Below are 15,411 nucleotides of genomic sequence, written 5' to 3' on the forward strand. Positions count from 1 at the left end.
AAATTATCAAATCTCCAATACTTTGTAATCTTCATTTTGTTGTTCATACTCTAAAAACGCACCTGAAACTGCTTGTACAAATTCAATGTTATAGCCGCGGTCTGCAAGCTTTTTCCGAACATCTCTTTCTGATTCTCCCTCCGTAAAAAGGGTTCTTGTGTTCTCTCTCACTGGTACCTGTTTAATGCTTTCTTGATAATATACTTTATATATCATGACAATATCGCTCCTTAATCGATCATACCTATTTCTATTATATAAAATTTTTACATCTTTTTCATGTGTTTTATTATATTTGACAAATAAACCAAGACATGGACGTTCAGTGAAAAGTATGTAAAAGCATCACTGCTTATCAATTTACAATAAGGAAGGAGCCCTTCGCAAGTATGAAGGGCTCAAAATTTCAGGCAATCGATTTTTTTCGTAGTAAATCTTTCCACTGTTTTAAGAGCTTCTTTCTTAGCTTCTTTAACATAGTGGATCATCTCCTTAACTTTATTTTAAACGATCCTTGTCCAATGTAAAGCAAGCCATGACAGATTAATGAAGATTTTTTTCAGATAAAAGTTTTTTTGCTATTATTATATGGTGATTTTGCTAATTCTTTCATGGATAATCATGGAATTCAATTAATTGTTAACGAATTGACAATTTTTTTAGGAAGGGTTAGTGTTTTTATAGAAAAATATTATAAGCAGTTTTTGAAGGAGTTTATTATGAAGAAGATTGTTTTTTTCGACATAGACGGTACATTATTGGATCATGAAAAAAAACTGCCAACTAGCACAAAAAAGGCTATCCAGCTTTTAAAGGATAGCGGTGTTTATGTCGCAATTGCGACCGGCAGGGCTCCGTTTATGTTTGAAAGTATACGCAAGGAACTTGGAATCGATTCTTATGTTAGCTATAACGGTCAATTTGTTGTCTTTGAAGGGGAGGTAATCTATGAGAACCCCCTTAATCAAACTGAGCTTGAAAAACTATTGATTGAAACGGAGCAGAATGGACACCCCTTAATAGTAATGAATGAACAAACGATGAAGGCTACCGTTAAACAACATCCCTTTATCGACATTAGTCTTAATACATTGAATTTTCCTCATCCTGAGCAGGATGCTGCTTTTTATAAAAATAGGAAGATTTATCAATCCCTGCTTTTCTGTGAAGATAAAGAAGAATTAGTGTATTTTAATCACTATCCAAAGTTTAACTTTATTAGATGGCATGATTATTCTGTCGATGTTTTGCCTAAAGGGGGTTCCAAAGCGGAAGGCATCAAAAAAATGATTGAGCGTTTGGGGTTTGAATTAAAGGATGTCTATGCTTTTGGAGACGGTTTAAATGATTTGGAAATGTTAAAGGCTGTTGGTACCAGTGTTGCGATGGGAAATGGGGTCCCAGAGGCGAAAGAACATGCAGATTATATTACAACAGATGTCGCTGAAAATGGAATTTGGAATGGTTTAAAGGAATTACAGTTAATATAAAAAAAATGCCGGCTCCTTAAGGAACGGCAGTTTTTTTATCTTTCTATGACGATTGCTCCTTCAATCGGTTTGAAAGGGTCTTGTTTATCAATATAATCATAAAACATAATCCCATTTAGATGATCAATTTCATGTTGGAAACAGATGGCCGGAAGCCCTTTTAGTCGAAGCTTTATCTCTTCTCCATTTTCGTTAAATCCCTTTACCGTAACCCTTGCGTGTCTTGGTACAAAGCCTGGTATAGCATCATCCACGGATAGACAGCCTTCTCCTGATTGCAGGTACGATTTTTCAACTGAATGACTGACTATTTTTGGATTAAATAGTGCGTAACTATATGAGGCTTTTTCGTCCTGTATATGAACAGCAATCATTCGTTTTGAAACATTGATTTGCGGGGCTGCTAAACCAATACCCGGTCTTAATTTGTATTTTTCGGCAATCTCAGGGTTTTGACTGTTTTTAACATATTCTAAAAGCTCTTCTAAGATCCGTTTGTCCTCATCAGAGGCCGGGAGGGCAACTTCCGCTGCTATTTTTCTGAGAGTTGGATGACCATCGCGTATGATATCGTCCATAGTAATCATGTGCTGTCTCACTCCTGTTTTCTGTTATAATGATGAATAAGATTAGTCTATCAAACAAAATTAAAAAAGTTAACCACTTTGTAATGTATCTAAATGGTTTTAGAATAGGGGGATATACTTGCCTTTTGTGTTAAAAAGACGTTTATGGATTTCCATAATTACTACTGTAGTGATTTTATCCGGTTGTTTCAATCAAAAAACACCCGTCGAAAAAATCTATGATATTTTGGAAAAGGTTGTAGAGAAAGAAAAGGGGTTTGAAAATCAGCAAGAACCGCTAGTAACTTTAGAAAAAAAAGAAAAAGCTACATATGAAAAAATTATCGACCTTGGAATGAAACAGCATGATAAAGTTGTAAAATTGGCTGATACTGCTTTAGAGATGGCTGACAAGCGAAAGCAATATATGGACGAAGAAACCAAAAGTATCTCGGAGTCCAAAGAGACATTTCAAAAAATTAAAGAATATAAAAATGATTTAAAGGATCTTAAACTAAAAAAAGCTTTGGAAATTCTTTATCAGGTTATGATCAATAGATATTCCGCCCACGATGAACTGAATAAGGAATATCTTAATGCCTTAAAACTTGATAAACAATTGTATGGATTGTTAAAAAATAAAAATTTATCCTTTGAGGACTTAGAGGCAAAAGTGAATAAGGTGAATGAATCCTATCAAAAAGTCTATGCGGCAAATAAAAAATTTAATCAACTCACGAAGGAATACAATGATCAAAAGCTTGCATTTTATAAAATGTCAGGGTTGAAAATAAATGAATAATATTCAATTTTCTTAAAAACCGGCTGAAAGAGCCGGTTTTTCTTTGTTATAACAGAACAGAAATTTGTTTAATTTTATATAACAGATTGCCTATTTTAAATAATACAGCTCTGTTTAAGATGCCTCCTATTGTTAATGCTGAAATGATGAAAAATTATAAGATTTAGTATTTGACGCGTATAAAAAGTTGATGTAAACTCGGATATGTAGATAATAATTGTATCAATGAAATAAACAAAAATACTGATACAGAATATGATGGGATGGAGAGATAAATTTCCATTCAATATTTTTTGTCTTTTAGGGTTTTTGGGTAACCTACAAAGGTGGAATGATTAATTTATACTTATGTTTTTTGAAAAGAAAGGATGAGGTGACCTAAATGGCTTCTAAACTTAAGAACGCCCAGCTCGATGCGAAAAAGTCGCTCGATATCGTTGAAGAACAGTTTCAAACATTTCAAATTTTAAATGAAGAAGGCGAAGTCGTTAACGAAGCGGCAATGCCGGATTTAACAGATGCTCAACTTCAAGAATTAATGCGCAGAATGGTATACACACGTATCCTTGACCAACGTTCAATTTCTTTAAACCGTCAAGGAAGACTTGGATTCTATGCTCCAACTGCAGGACAGGAAGCATCACAATTAGCATCCCAATTTGCTTTGGAAAAAGAGGATTTTATTTTACCTGGATATCGCGATGTACCACAAATCATTTGGCACGGGTTACCACTTTATCAAGCATTCTTGTTCTCACGCGGACACTTCCAAGGAAATCAAATTCCTGAAGGTGTAAACGTTTTATCACCACAAATCATTATTGGTGCGCAATACGTTCAAACTGCAGGTGTAGCGCTTGGATTGAAAAAGAATGGCAATAAAGCTGTTGCTATTACGTACACAGGTGATGGTGGAGCATCACAAGGGGATTTCTACGAAGGAATTAACTTTGCAGGGGCATTAAAAGCGCCGGCAATTTTCATCGTTCAAAATAACCGTTTTGCAATTTCGACACCTGTAGAAAAACAATCAGCAGCGAAAACCGTTGCTCAAAAAGCTGTTGCTGCAGGTATTCCTGGAATCCAGGTTGATGGTATGGACCCATTAGCTGTTTATGCGGCAGTTCACGATGCACGTGAGCGGGCAATTAATGGCGAAGGCCCAACCTTAATTGAAACTCTTACGTATCGTTATGGCCCACACACAATGGCTGGTGACGATCCAACTCGTTATCGTACGGCTGAACTTGATAACGAATGGGAAAAGAAAGACCCACTTGTTAGATTCCGTAAGTTCTTAGAAAACAAAGGCTTATGGAGTGAAGAGAAAGAGAACGAAGTAATTGAACAAGCAAAAGAAGACATTAAAGAAGCAATCAAAAAAGCAGATGCGGCTCCGAAGCAAAAAGTGACTGATTTAATGTCAATTATGTTTGAAGAAATGCCTTCTAACTTAAAAGAACAATATGAAATTTATAAAGCAAAGGAGTCGAAGTAAGTCATGGCTCAAATGACAATGATTCAAGCGATTACTGATGCATTGCGTATTGAATTGCGTAATGATCCAAAAACATTAATATTTGGAGAAGATGTTGGTGTGAATGGCGGGGTTTTCCGTGCCACTGAAGGGCTCCATAAAGAATTTGGCGAAGAGCGTGTTTTTGATACACCATTAGCAGAATCAGGGATTGGTGGTTTATCTATCGGTCTTGCATTAACAGGATACCGTCCAATTCCGGAAATTCAATTCTTTGGATTCGTTTTTGAGGTAATGGATTCTATCGCAGGTCAAATGTCTCGTATGCGCTACCGTTCTGGCGGACGCTATAATATGCCAATTACAGTTCGTTCACCATTTGGCGGCGGCGTTCACACTCCTGAGCTTCACTCAGACAGTTTAGAAGGATTAATGGCACAGACTCCTGGATTAAAAGTTGTCGTTCCATCAACACCATATGATGCAAAGGGATTGTTAATCTCAGCTATTCGTGATAATGATCCAGTTGTATTCTTAGAGCATTTAAAATTATACCGTGCATTCCGTCAAGAAGTACCTGAAGAGGAATACACCATTCCACTAGGAAAAGCCGATGTGAAACGTGAGGGAACAGACCTTTCTATCTTTACTTACGGTGCAATGGTTCACGAATCATTAAAAGCTGCTGAAGAATTAGAAAAAGAAGGCCATTCAGTCGAAGTTGTCGATTTACGTACAATTAGTCCGCTTGATATTGAAACAATCATTGCATCTGTTGAAAAAACGGGCCGAGCAATTGTTGTTCAAGAAGCACAAAAACAAGCGGGTGTTGCAGCGACAGTAGTAGCTGAAATTAATGACCGTGCGATTTTAAGCTTGGAAGCACCAGTATTACGTGTAACAGCGGCTGATACTGTTTATCCTTTCTCCCAAGCAGAATCTGTATGGCTTCCTAACTATAAAGATGTGATTGAAACGGCTAAAAAGGTATTGACGTTCTAATATAATCGAAAAAAAGTCTGCTCTATTTCCCGCATAATGTTTGAATACACCTGCGAAAATAGAGGAAGTATAGGAGGATGAATTACAGTGTCATTTCAATTTAAAATGCCTGACATTGGTGAAGGTATTCACGAAGGTGAAATTGTCAAATGGTTCATAAAACCAGGTGACAAAGTTCAAGAAGATGATGTACTTTGCGAAGTGCAAAATGATAAAGCGGTAGTTGAAATTCCTTCTCCAGTAGAAGGTACTGTAATTGATGTTTTAATTGGTGAAGGAACCGTTGCGACTGTTGGACAGGTTCTTGTTACATTTGATGCCCCAGGATATGAAGATTTGCAATTTAAAGGCGATCACGGTGATGATGAACCTGCAAAAGAAGCAGCACCAGCACCAGCACCAGCTGCACCGGAAGCAAAGCAAGAAACAGCACCAGCTGCTCCAGCAGCAACTGCTGGAACACAACCTCAGGTTGATGTAGATCCAAATCGCCGAATCATTGCAATGCCATCTGTACGCAAATATGCACGTGAAAAAGGTGTTGAAATTGCACATGTTGCCGGTTCAGGTAAAAATGGCCGGATCATGAAGGCTGATATTGACACATTCTTAAGCGGTGGTGCACCAGCAGCACCAGCTGAAAATGCTGCTGTAGGCGAGGAAGCAAATGTTGAAGTTCCAAAAGCAACACCAATTCCACAAGGTGAATATCCTGAAACACGTGAAAAAATGAGCGGTATCCGTAAAGCAATTGCGAAGGCTATGGTGAACTCTAAGCATACTGCTCCACATGTTACCTTAATGGATGAAATTGATGTAACGAAACTTGTTGCCCACCGTAAAAAATTCAAGGAAGTGGCTGCAGCGAAAGGTATCAAGTTAACTTTCTTACCTTATATCGTAAAAGCATTAACAAGTGCTTTGAGAGAGTTCCCGGCATTAAATACTTCTTTAGATGATGCAACAAATGAGATTATTCATAAACATTACTATAATATCGGTATTGCAGCTGATACAGAAAAAGGCTTATTAGTACCAGTTGTTAAGGATGCAGACCGTAAATCCGTTTTTAATATTTCAAATGAAATCAACGAATTGGCAACAAAAGCACGTGATGGTAAGCTAGCTCCAAATGAAATGAAAGGTGCATCTTGCACGATTTCCAATATTGGTTCCGCTGGCGGTCAGTGGTTTACTCCTGTCATTAATCATCCTGAAGTTGCGATTTTAGGGGTAGGTCGAATTGCTGAGAAACCAATCGTAAGAGATGGTGAAATTGTTGCTGCACCAGTACTAGCTCTTTCATTAAGCTTTGACCACCGTATGATTGACGGTGCTACAGCACAAAACGCAATGAATCATATTAAGCGATTATTGAACGATCCTGAATTATTGCTAATGGAGGCGTAAAAAATGGTAGTAGGAGATTTCCCAATTGAAACAGATACTATAGTCATCGGTGCAGGCCCTGGTGGATACGTTGCTGCTATTCGTGCTGCACAGCTTGGACAAAAAGTAACGATTGTAGAAAAGGAATATGTAGGCGGTGTATGTTTAAATGTCGGCTGTATTCCATCTAAAGCGTTAATTGCTGCAGGTCATCGATATGAAACAGCTATGCATTCCGATCAATTTGGTATTACAGCAGAAAATGTAAAGGTTGACTTTTCAAAAGTTCAAGAGTTTAAAGGCAGTATTGTAAATAAATTAACAGGCGGCGTTGAAGGGCTATTAAAGGGAAATAAAGTAAACATCGCTCGTGGTGAAGCGTATTTTGTCGATGGCAATACACTTCGTGTGATGGATGAAACTTCAGCCCAAACATATACGTTTAAAAATGCAATTATTGCAACTGGTTCTCGCCCTATTGAGCTACCTGCATTTAAGTACTCAAAACGTGTTCTGAACTCTACAGGTGCTCTTAATTTAAATGAAATTCCTGAAAAAATCGTTGTTATTGGCGGCGGGGTAATCGGTATTGAACTTGGCGGTGCATATGCTAACTTTGGCAGCCAGGTAACAATTTTAGAAGGTGCCGATGAAATTTTAGGTATGGGTGTTTTTGATAAGCAAATGGCAGCCCTTGTTAAGCGTAATATGAAGAAAAAAGGTGCAGAATTCTATACAAAAGCATTTGCTAAGGGTGTAGAAGAAACAGAAAATGGCGTTGTTGTAACGTTTGAAACAAAAGGTGAAGAGAAGAAAATTGAAGCTGATTACTGTTTTGTAATGGTTGGACGCCGACCAAATACAGATGAGATGGGCTTAGAGCAAGTCGGTGTGAAATTAAGCGAGCGCGGGTTAATTGAAATTGATCAGCAATGCCGTACCAATATCAGTAATATTTACGCGATTGGTGATGTAGTTGCAGGTCCTCAATTAGCACATAAAGCATCATATGAAGCAAAAATTGCTGCTGAAGCGATTGCTGGTCATTCTTCTGAAATTGATTACCTAGGTATTCCTGCGGTTGTCTTTTCAGAGCCTGAGCTTGCATCTGTTGGTTATACAGAAGATCAAGCGAAAAAAGAAGGAATTGAAGTGATTGCAGCGAAGTTTCCATTTGCAGCAAATGGCCGTGCGCTTTCACTTGACAGTGCAGATGGATTCTTAAAATTAATCACTCGTAAAGAAGATGGTCTTGTAATTGGTGCTCAAATTGCCGGTGCCAGTGCATCAGATATGATTGCTGAACTTGGTCTTGCTATTGAAGCAGGTATGACAGCAGAGGACCTTGCAATGACTATCCATGCACATCCAACCCTTGGGGAAATAACAATGGAAGCGGCCGAAGTAGCTTTAGGAAGCCCAATCCATATTATTAAATAATACTGAATGGTTCTTTCCAAAGAGGAAAGAACCATTTTTTTTAGTAATGAGCTTTTCTCGAAAATAACTATATTTTTTTTACATATACTATATTATTCATGGTTTTAGATGAAGTTTGTGTGGTGATAATTTTGAGGGTTTATGTTGTGATGCTGCTGCAATTTATTATTTGGAGCGGTTATACTTTGATTGAGTGGTTATCAAAGCATGATCAATTAGTATATAAAGTCATTATGTTTTTTGTCTTTTTTTATTTGGCCTATTTGATTGGTAACGGTATTACGAAGTCCTCAAGAAAAACACTATTTCTCACTGCTTTAAGCCTTGTAATCTACACCTCAATACATTACACCCTGGAGCTCTACACCCATTAAAAAACTCCCTTATTGGGAGTTTTAGATTGTCGAGAAAAGATTATTTTTCTCGACATTTTTTGGTCAAATCTAAATTCCAATTTATTGATCGTTCCTGTAAAAGGGCCTGATGATATCCGCACCGGTCACTCGCTTTCCGCGGGGAGGTCCTGGAGCGGAAATCAACAGACTTTTTACACAGACCATTCTCAATATTTTTAACTAATTAACGCGGTTAATTACTAAAGAGAGTGTATAAAATAAAGGCTATCGAAAGATTCGACAGCCAGGAACTCCCTTTTAGGAGTTTTTTAATTATTTTCTAGGATAATAATACATGACTCTTTCATTAAAAAGATGTAGTTCTCCTTGCATTTTTTTTGCGAGAAATTTACAAAATTCATTGGCTTTCCCTTTATCACCATAAGTAGATTGTTCGGGCAGCGTTACTTGAATGTACTGCTGTTCTCTTTCTTCACCGTTCTCATCGCGGATTACCTCTGAGTCAACACCAATTAAAATCGCGAAATACTTTTCATGTTCGGAATGTAAATAAAACCATTTTCCTTTCCCATCTTCCTTTTCCTTTACTTCATACGGAAAGGCAGCGTTTCCAAATTGCCAATCAACTTGATTCCCTGTTTTTGAGGTAATATCTTTATAATAATAAAAAAGTTCTTTTACTTCTTCAATTGTAACTCGTTGTTTTGCAGATGAAGGCACCAGCTTGATATATGCATTTTTCGCCAACATCATTCCCCCCTAACACTCCAATTATATCCCTTACTATTTTAGCATTGAATAAAATCCAATGACAACCGTACAAAAATAAGTTTCTTGTAATTTTTGAGAAAATAAATTACAATAATATTCTAAATATTAAAAGAATGGAGGAGTCCAATGGAATTATTTGACAAGTTATATGATGAGCAGGAAAATGTAAAGGTGAGGTTTGTAGGCTTTACGACTGAACAGACCCGCTATGACTTTGGAATTGTTTTTACGAATATGTTTTTTGGAAAACCCCTGGTAGTCTGTATGCAAACCGGCCGTTCTACCCTCCTCGACCCTAAAGACATCGAAGATATTGACCACTTGCAAACCGTTTTCCGCATTTCCGACCGTCAACAAGCAGCCGATTTAGCTGAATTCTTCAGCGTAACCATTCCTTCCGTTCATTCTTACACTCAGTATGAATAATGGGACAGAAAGGGTCCAGTATGGACCCTTTTTGTTTACATAAAAATTAAATGTGACATACAATTTAGGCTTGAAAAATTAAATGTGATATATTATTATTATCTCAAGGATGTTTTAAACGCTTACATTTCATATAAAGGGGATAGAAAAGATGGGTACAATCGTATGCCAAGCTTGCAACTCTACTATTGATCATTTTGAAGACGAAAAAGTTACAGTTTTATATTCTTCAAAATGCACATGCTGTAATGAACACCATTCAAAAGAAGAAAAATAATTTATGTATAAAATAAAACAGGATTCCAATGTGGAATCCTGTTTTTTTATTTAATTGCCTTGTATTCCTTTATAACTCTAATTGTTTTTAATTCATCATCTTCAGGGCCTTGGACTGGCAGTCCTGCTTCAATATTTTTCTGGGTATAGAGCAGGTTTTCCTTTGTAATAATCTCACCTGGGATAAAAATTGGAATTCCTGGCGGATAAACCATTACAAACTCTGCAATAATACGACCTTCAGATTGTTCAAAAGGAATTACTTCCGTTTCTGAATAAAAAGCATCTCTAGGTGTTAAAGCAAGTAAAGGGATATCTGGAAGTAATACTTGAACCGGTTCGATTTTTTCTGCACGATCTTTAAATTCCTCAGATAGTTCCTTCAAGGCATTTACTAAAATGTCAGCCTCATTATCAGTATCACCGAACGTAATAATACAAAGGATGTTATAAAGGTCAGATAATTCTACCTCTATATTATGCTTCTCTCTTAACCATTTTTCTACTTCATAACCGGTTAACCCTAAATCTTTAACCGAAATAATTAGCTTTGTCGGGTCGTAATCGAAAGTAGCTTTCGAACCTAAAATTTCCTCGCCAATACAATGAATATGTTCAATCTCATTTATTCTTTTACGTATGCTTTGTGCCAACTGGATCGTTTTTTCAATGAGGTCCTTTCCTTTTGTAACTAACTGCTTACGAGCAACATCTAAAGATGCAAGCAATAAGTAGGATGTGGAAGTCGTTGTCATCATACTTAGGATTGATTGAACATGTTTCGCGGAAACAAGTCCTTCCTTGACATTTAAGATGGAGCTTTGTGTCATCGAACCTCCAAGTTTATGGACACTTGTTGCTGCCATATCAGCTCCAGCCTGCATAGCAGAGAGGGGAAGTTCATCGTGAAAATGGATATGCACACCATGTGCCTCATCGACCAGAACGGGTACATTATAAGAATGCGCAATTTCAACTATTTTTTTCAAGTCCGCTGAAATGCCGAAATAGGTTGGATTGATGACTAGAACTCCCTTTGCATCTGGGTGCTGCTTTAATGCTCGTTCCACCGCATCTGTCGTAATTCCATGAGAGATCCCTAATTCTTCATCGATTTCGGGATGGATAAATACAGGGATAGCACCAGAAAATACAATGGCTGACATAACCGATTTATGAACGTTTCTAGGAACAATGATTTTGTCTTCCGGACCGCAAACAGCCATTACCATAGCCATAATCGCTCCGCTTGTTCCTTGGACCGAGAAGAAGGTCCGATCGGCACCAAATGCTTCGGCTGCAAGGTCTTGAGCCTGTTTAATCATGCCCTTTGGTGCGTGCAGATCATCTAGTGGTCCGATATTAATTAAATCAATCGAAAGAGCATTTTCACCAATGAAATTTCGAAAGTCCGGATCCATACCAGCACCTTTTTTATGGCCCGGGATATGGAATTGAACAGGATTCCTTTTTGCATGTGCTAATAAACCGCTGAAAAGCGGTGTTTGATTTTGCGACAATTTAGTACCACACCTCTTTATTTCAAATACTTATATTTTCATTTGAATAAAAATACATAAAACATATGAATTATAGCACTATTCGTTCCCCTTGCATAGAGAAACGTTTCTTAAAAGTTAGTTTCCCTAAAAAACAGGAAAATTACCCTTTAAAGTAGAAATAAACAGCAATGAGTTATTGGAGGGGTACGAATGAATTGGCAAACTCGAGTCACTGATTTACTCAATATTCAATATCCAATTGTCCAAGGAGGGCTAGCATACCTAGCTTATTCAGAACTTGCTGCAGCTGTTTCAAATGCCGGCGGTCTCGGGCAAATTACGGCTATGTCACTTGGACACCCGGAAAAACTAAGAGAAGAAATTAGAAAAGTTAAACAGCTGACAGACAAACCATTTGGTGTTAACTTTGCTATTGGGCAGCATGGAAGATCCTTTACGGATTTCTTACAGGTTGCCATTGAGGAAGACGTACCAGTCATTTCAATGACAGGAGGGAATCCTGCACCTATTTTTGAACAGCTAAAAGGAACTTCAATTAAAACCTTAGTCCTTGTTGCAGCAAGAAGGCAGGCTGTAAAAGCAGAGGAACTTGGTGCGGATGCGGTCATGGTTGTTGGTCAAGAAGGAGGAGGGCATCTTGGGAGAGATGATATCGGTACGATGGTCTTAATTCCACAAGTTGTCGATGCTGTTTCAATTCCTGTCATTGCTTCCGGGGGAATAGGTGATGGAAGAGGATTAATGGCTGCACTTAGTCTAGGGGCAGAAGGGATTGAAATGGGAACAAGATTTATAGCAACCAAGGAATGTGTTCATGCGAATGAACGATATAAGCAAAGAATAGTAGAGGGAAATGAAGCAGATACTGTTGTGATCAAGCGTTCCCTAGGCAGTCCGGGAAGAGCCATTGCGAATACATGGACAGAAAAAATACTTGAAATCGAAAAAGAAGATGGGGGCTATGAGCAGCTAAAAGACTTTATTAGCGGTTCAGCGAATATTCGATACATTTATGATGGGGTGGAGGACGAGGGATTTGCATGGGCCGGTCAAGTAATGGGCTTAATAAAGGACGTACCCACCGTTGCGGAATTATTTTCACGAATGATATCCGATTCGGAACAAATTCGCAAAAAATGGGGAAAATAAGATAAAGCAGAGAGATGTAAGCAGGTGAATAGAATGGAGTACCAATATCCTATTGACTATCATTGGTCAACAGAGGAAATCGTGGATGTAATAAAATTTTTTGAAGCGGTTGAAGGGGCGTATGAAAAGGGAATTTCCCGTGATGAAATCATGAATGCTTATCGCCGCTTCAAAGAAATTGTACCAGGCAAGGCAGAGGAAAAGAAAATTTGTGGTGAATTTGAAGAAACAAGCGGGTATTCTTCCTACCAGACCGTTAAAAAGGCCAAAGAAGCAGATACAGGTGTTAAAATTTCTATGCCATAATAAGAAAAGCTCCCGAACAAAGTGTTCAGGAGCTTTTCTTATTTGTGATTTACGGCGAGTTTGTATAATGGAGCAACTTGTTTAAATACTGTCTCGATTTCTTCAAGCAACTCTTCAGGTTTTAATTGAATAACTTTTTCGCGATCCATTACGAAGCCGGATAGGAGTTCAGCTTTTTTAACCGTTTGGAGCCGCTGGAAAAATGATTGTAATTCCTCTTTAGACAGTTCTTGGTGTTTAACTGTCTCCGGTTTTGTATGATCAACAGACCAAACAAAATCTTTTGGTGTTTCTTTATATAATTTATTTAATTTTTTTGTGAACCTTTCACCAATGACCTCTTTTTGTGGTGACTCATAAATGACCGCAAACCAAATAAATAAATGGGTATTCCATAATCCGATTTGGAAATGAGGCAGCATCTTATAACCGCGTGCATTATTTGCTAAGGCCACCCACGTGTCCTTTGGTGGATTGATTGTTCGTCTGGCGTGTTTTGCTACATGAACATACATTTCATCGCCTGTAAGGGCAGCTAATAGGGGAGAAAAATATTGTCCCAAAAACTCCAGCTTTGGACGAATCGTTTCCTTAAGCGCCTCCATTCTTGCTTCTAAACCATCTATTAAGAACACATCAAAATCCTCATTTGTAAAATTTTTAAACTCCATTTTGCAACCCCCTGCAATAAGCTTTGTCCACTATTGTAGCATATTGGCGGTTTTTGAAGAAATCTATTGCTTATCTGGGTTAACGCACAAATTTGTTACATCCTTACGTGTTGGCTCATAGTATAACAGTAAAAAATAGTCTGAAAAATTAGTAAATAACAATCGTGAAAGGGAGGAGAACCATGAAACAACTAATGAATACAACGCTTAAAAAAGCAGGAGAAAAAGAAAGAACTGCCTATTTGAGATTGGAAATGGACTATGAGCTGGCTACTTTATTTGAAGCAATTGAGGAAAAAAATGAGAAGAAAATAAAAGAATGTAAGCTGAAATTGGAAAAAATCCGCCAGGAACTTTTACGTTTAAAAGCTCTTTAATTAAAACAGGTATTTCTTCTAAGGAGAAACTCTACAAGAATGATACAAAATAGAAAAGTAGTCGAACTTATCTAAAACGAACTCCAGTGACAAAATGGGAGTTCGTTTATTATTGCTTCCATTTGTTAATCTATTCACGAATGTATAAAAATGGAACAACAAAGTTGATGTGTTAAAGCAATTTGATTAAGCTATAAGTACATCAATTTTTTTTGGATGTTTCATACTACATACATTAGATATACAACGCGAAAATTCGATAAACATTGGAGGGACGAAATGAATTGGGAAAATATTTATACGCTTGCACTTACTTGGGTAAAAGAAGCCGGGGAAAGAATTAGATCATCCTTTGATCAGACATTAAATATTCAAACAAAATCAAATGCTAATGACCTTGTCACGAATATGGATAAAGAAATTGAACAATTTTTTATTGGGAAAATAAGAGAAAGCTTTCCAGACCACAAAATTTTAGGCGAGGAAGGATTTGGTGACGAATTAAAGGATTTAGAAGGAATTGCCTGGATGATTGACCCGATTGATGGAACAATGAATTTTATTCATCAGCAGCGGAATTTTGCCATTTCGTTAGGAATTTATGAAAAAGGGATTGGGAGAATTGGGATTATTTATGATGTAGTCCATGACGAATTATATCATGCCTTTAAAGGGAAGGGCGCTTATATGAATGATAAGGTTCTCCCGGCGTTAAGCGAGACAAATGTCCAAGAATCGATTATTGCATTAAATGCTACTTGGGTAATGAAAAACCATCGTATTGATCATAATTTACTCATTCCACTTGTCAGGGATGCACGGGGCACAAGGTCGTATGGGACGGCTGCACTTGAAATGATCTATGTAGCGACAGGACGGGTGGATGCTTATATCTCGATGAGGCTATCCCCATGGGATTTTGCGGGAGGAGCCGTAATCGTAGAAGAATTAGGGGGAATCGTAACAAATTTAAGGGGAGAAAAGCTTGATTTCCTCAATAAGGATTCACTTCTTGTAGCAAAGCCTGGACTTCACCAAACAATTTTAAAAGATTATTTAAAAGAAGGAAAATGGTAAAAATGAGCCTGAGAAATCAGGCTCACTTTTTTATAATTGACCGTTCTCACGCATTCTTTTTTTTGTTTTAAATCCCATTCCCATGACTAAAATCACGGCAATAATACAGGCAAGTGTGCCAATGATACTTTGTTCAGCAATCGCAACTCCGATACCAGCAATCAATGCCGCAGCAAGGATTGCGTATAAGAGTAAAGTCCATTTAATTTGTTTCATAATAATCCCTCACTGTTATTTTCAAGACTAATTTCCTTTATCTTTATTATTGTACATAAATTCTTTATAGGTTTCCACCTTAATTATGGTATAATGT

Annotated in this window: 18 protein-coding genes; 12 read left to right on the forward strand and 6 right to left on the reverse strand. The window is 37.5% G+C overall.

The window, feature by feature from the left end; genetic code table 11:
• Positions 1-6 precede the first annotated feature (6 nt).
• Entirely contained in the window at positions 7-216 is a 210-nt protein-coding gene (locus ACFQZ9_RS05800) for a DNA-dependent RNA polymerase subunit epsilon (protein WP_498942731.1), read from the reverse strand.
• Between the two features lie 503 nt (positions 217-719).
• Here ACFQZ9_RS05800 and ACFQZ9_RS05805 point away from each other — a divergent pair.
• The gene (locus ACFQZ9_RS05805; protein WP_498942732.1) at positions 720-1,490 is read left to right on the forward strand and encodes a Cof-type HAD-IIB family hydrolase; all 771 of its coding nucleotides are present in this window, start codon (positions 720-722) and stop codon (positions 1,488-1,490) included.
• A 35-nt stretch (positions 1,491-1,525) separates the two neighbouring features.
• On the opposite strand, the gene def is transcribed toward ACFQZ9_RS05805, so the two are convergent.
• Entirely contained in the window at positions 1,526-2,077 is a 552-nt protein-coding gene (gene def, locus ACFQZ9_RS05810; RefSeq protein WP_498942733.1) for a peptide deformylase, read from the reverse strand.
• 127 nt (positions 2,078-2,204) lie between these two features.
• On the opposite strand from def, the gene ACFQZ9_RS05815 reads away from it, so the two are divergent.
• The 5 genes from ACFQZ9_RS05815 (at position 2,205) to lpdA (ending at position 8,166) form a co-directional block, all read left to right on the forward strand.
• Entirely contained in the window at positions 2,205-2,858 is a 654-nt protein-coding gene (locus tag ACFQZ9_RS05815; RefSeq protein WP_498943592.1) for a YkyA family protein, read from the forward strand.
• Between the two features lie 382 nt (positions 2,859-3,240).
• Positions 3,241-4,356 (forward strand): thiamine pyrophosphate-dependent dehydrogenase E1 component subunit alpha, encoded by a 1,116-nt coding sequence (gene pdhA, locus ACFQZ9_RS05820; protein WP_498942734.1) that lies wholly within the window; start codon positions 3,241-3,243, stop codon positions 4,354-4,356.
• A gap of 3 nt (positions 4,357-4,359) precedes the next feature.
• Positions 4,360-5,337, forward strand: coding sequence for an alpha-ketoacid dehydrogenase subunit beta (locus tag ACFQZ9_RS05825; RefSeq protein ID WP_026574728.1), 978 nt, complete (start codon positions 4,360-4,362; stop codon positions 5,335-5,337).
• Positions 5,338-5,424: 87 nt separating this feature from the next.
• Complete coding sequence (locus ACFQZ9_RS05830) at positions 5,425-6,747, forward strand: dihydrolipoamide acetyltransferase family protein (RefSeq protein ID WP_498942735.1); 1,323 nt, start codon at positions 5,425-5,427, stop codon at positions 6,745-6,747.
• Positions 6,748-6,750: 3 nt separating this feature from the next.
• Entirely contained in the window at positions 6,751-8,166 is a 1,416-nt protein-coding gene (gene lpdA, locus ACFQZ9_RS05835) for a dihydrolipoyl dehydrogenase (RefSeq protein WP_198311088.1), read from the forward strand.
• Between the two features lie 668 nt (positions 8,167-8,834).
• On the opposite strand, the gene ACFQZ9_RS05840 is transcribed toward lpdA, so the two are convergent.
• Positions 8,835-9,269 carry a DUF1885 family protein gene (locus ACFQZ9_RS05840; RefSeq protein WP_498942736.1) on the reverse strand — a complete coding sequence of 145 codons (435 nt, stop codon included), beginning with the start codon at positions 9,267-9,269 and terminating at the stop codon, positions 8,835-8,837.
• Positions 9,270-9,419: 150 nt separating this feature from the next.
• On the opposite strand from ACFQZ9_RS05840, the gene ACFQZ9_RS05845 reads away from it, so the two are divergent.
• Both ACFQZ9_RS05845 and ACFQZ9_RS05850 read left to right on the forward strand, forming a co-directional pair.
• Positions 9,420-9,719, forward strand: coding sequence for a DUF3055 domain-containing protein (locus ACFQZ9_RS05845; protein WP_198311090.1), 300 nt, complete (start codon positions 9,420-9,422; stop codon positions 9,717-9,719).
• A gap of 151 nt (positions 9,720-9,870) precedes the next feature.
• Entirely contained in the window at positions 9,871-9,996 is a 126-nt protein-coding gene (locus ACFQZ9_RS05850; RefSeq protein ID WP_081810767.1) for a GapA-binding peptide SR1P, read from the forward strand.
• Positions 9,997-10,042: 46 nt separating this feature from the next.
• On the opposite strand, the gene ACFQZ9_RS05855 is transcribed toward ACFQZ9_RS05850, so the two are convergent.
• Positions 10,043-11,515 carry an aminotransferase class I/II-fold pyridoxal phosphate-dependent enzyme gene (locus tag ACFQZ9_RS05855; RefSeq protein WP_198311091.1) on the reverse strand — a complete coding sequence of 491 codons (1,473 nt, stop codon included), beginning with the start codon at positions 11,513-11,515 and terminating at the stop codon, positions 10,043-10,045.
• Between the two features lie 192 nt (positions 11,516-11,707).
• Here ACFQZ9_RS05855 and ACFQZ9_RS05860 point away from each other — a divergent pair, with 192 nt between their 5' ends.
• Together ACFQZ9_RS05860 and ACFQZ9_RS05865 are read left to right on the forward strand one after the other, a co-directional pair.
• The gene (locus ACFQZ9_RS05860; RefSeq protein WP_498942737.1) at positions 11,708-12,667 is read left to right on the forward strand and encodes an NAD(P)H-dependent flavin oxidoreductase; all 960 of its coding nucleotides are present in this window, start codon (positions 11,708-11,710) and stop codon (positions 12,665-12,667) included.
• Between the two features lie 33 nt (positions 12,668-12,700).
• Positions 12,701-12,973: a UPF0223 family protein gene (locus ACFQZ9_RS05865; RefSeq protein WP_498942738.1), complete on the forward strand. Its 273-nt coding sequence runs from the start codon at positions 12,701-12,703 to the stop codon at positions 12,971-12,973.
• A gap of 38 nt (positions 12,974-13,011) precedes the next feature.
• On the opposite strand, the gene ACFQZ9_RS05870 is transcribed toward ACFQZ9_RS05865, so the two are convergent.
• A complete protein-coding gene (locus tag ACFQZ9_RS05870) occupies positions 13,012-13,644 on the reverse strand; it encodes a YktB family protein (RefSeq protein ID WP_498942739.1) in 633 nt (210 codons plus the stop codon).
• A gap of 182 nt (positions 13,645-13,826) precedes the next feature.
• On the opposite strand from ACFQZ9_RS05870, the gene ACFQZ9_RS05875 reads away from it, so the two are divergent.
• Both ACFQZ9_RS05875 and ACFQZ9_RS05880 read left to right on the forward strand, forming a co-directional pair.
• On the forward strand, positions 13,827-14,021 hold the full coding sequence (locus tag ACFQZ9_RS05875; RefSeq protein ID WP_198311095.1) for a YkzI domain-containing protein: 195 nt from the start codon (positions 13,827-13,829) through the stop codon (positions 14,019-14,021).
• A gap of 279 nt (positions 14,022-14,300) precedes the next feature.
• Positions 14,301-15,098 (forward strand): inositol monophosphatase family protein, encoded by a 798-nt coding sequence (locus tag ACFQZ9_RS05880; RefSeq protein WP_198311096.1) that lies wholly within the window; start codon positions 14,301-14,303, stop codon positions 15,096-15,098.
• 30 nt (positions 15,099-15,128) lie between these two features.
• On the opposite strand, the gene ACFQZ9_RS05885 is transcribed toward ACFQZ9_RS05880, so the two are convergent.
• Positions 15,129-15,314: a YlaF family protein gene (locus ACFQZ9_RS05885; protein WP_133332566.1), complete on the reverse strand. Its 186-nt coding sequence runs from the start codon at positions 15,312-15,314 to the stop codon at positions 15,129-15,131.
• Positions 15,315-15,411 lie beyond the last annotated feature (97 nt).

It is taken from the genome of Neobacillus sp. GCM10027624 (assembly GCF_042675345.1).
Classification (GTDB): domain Bacteria; phylum Bacillota; class Bacilli; order Bacillales; family Cytobacillaceae; genus Neobacillus; species Neobacillus cucumis_D.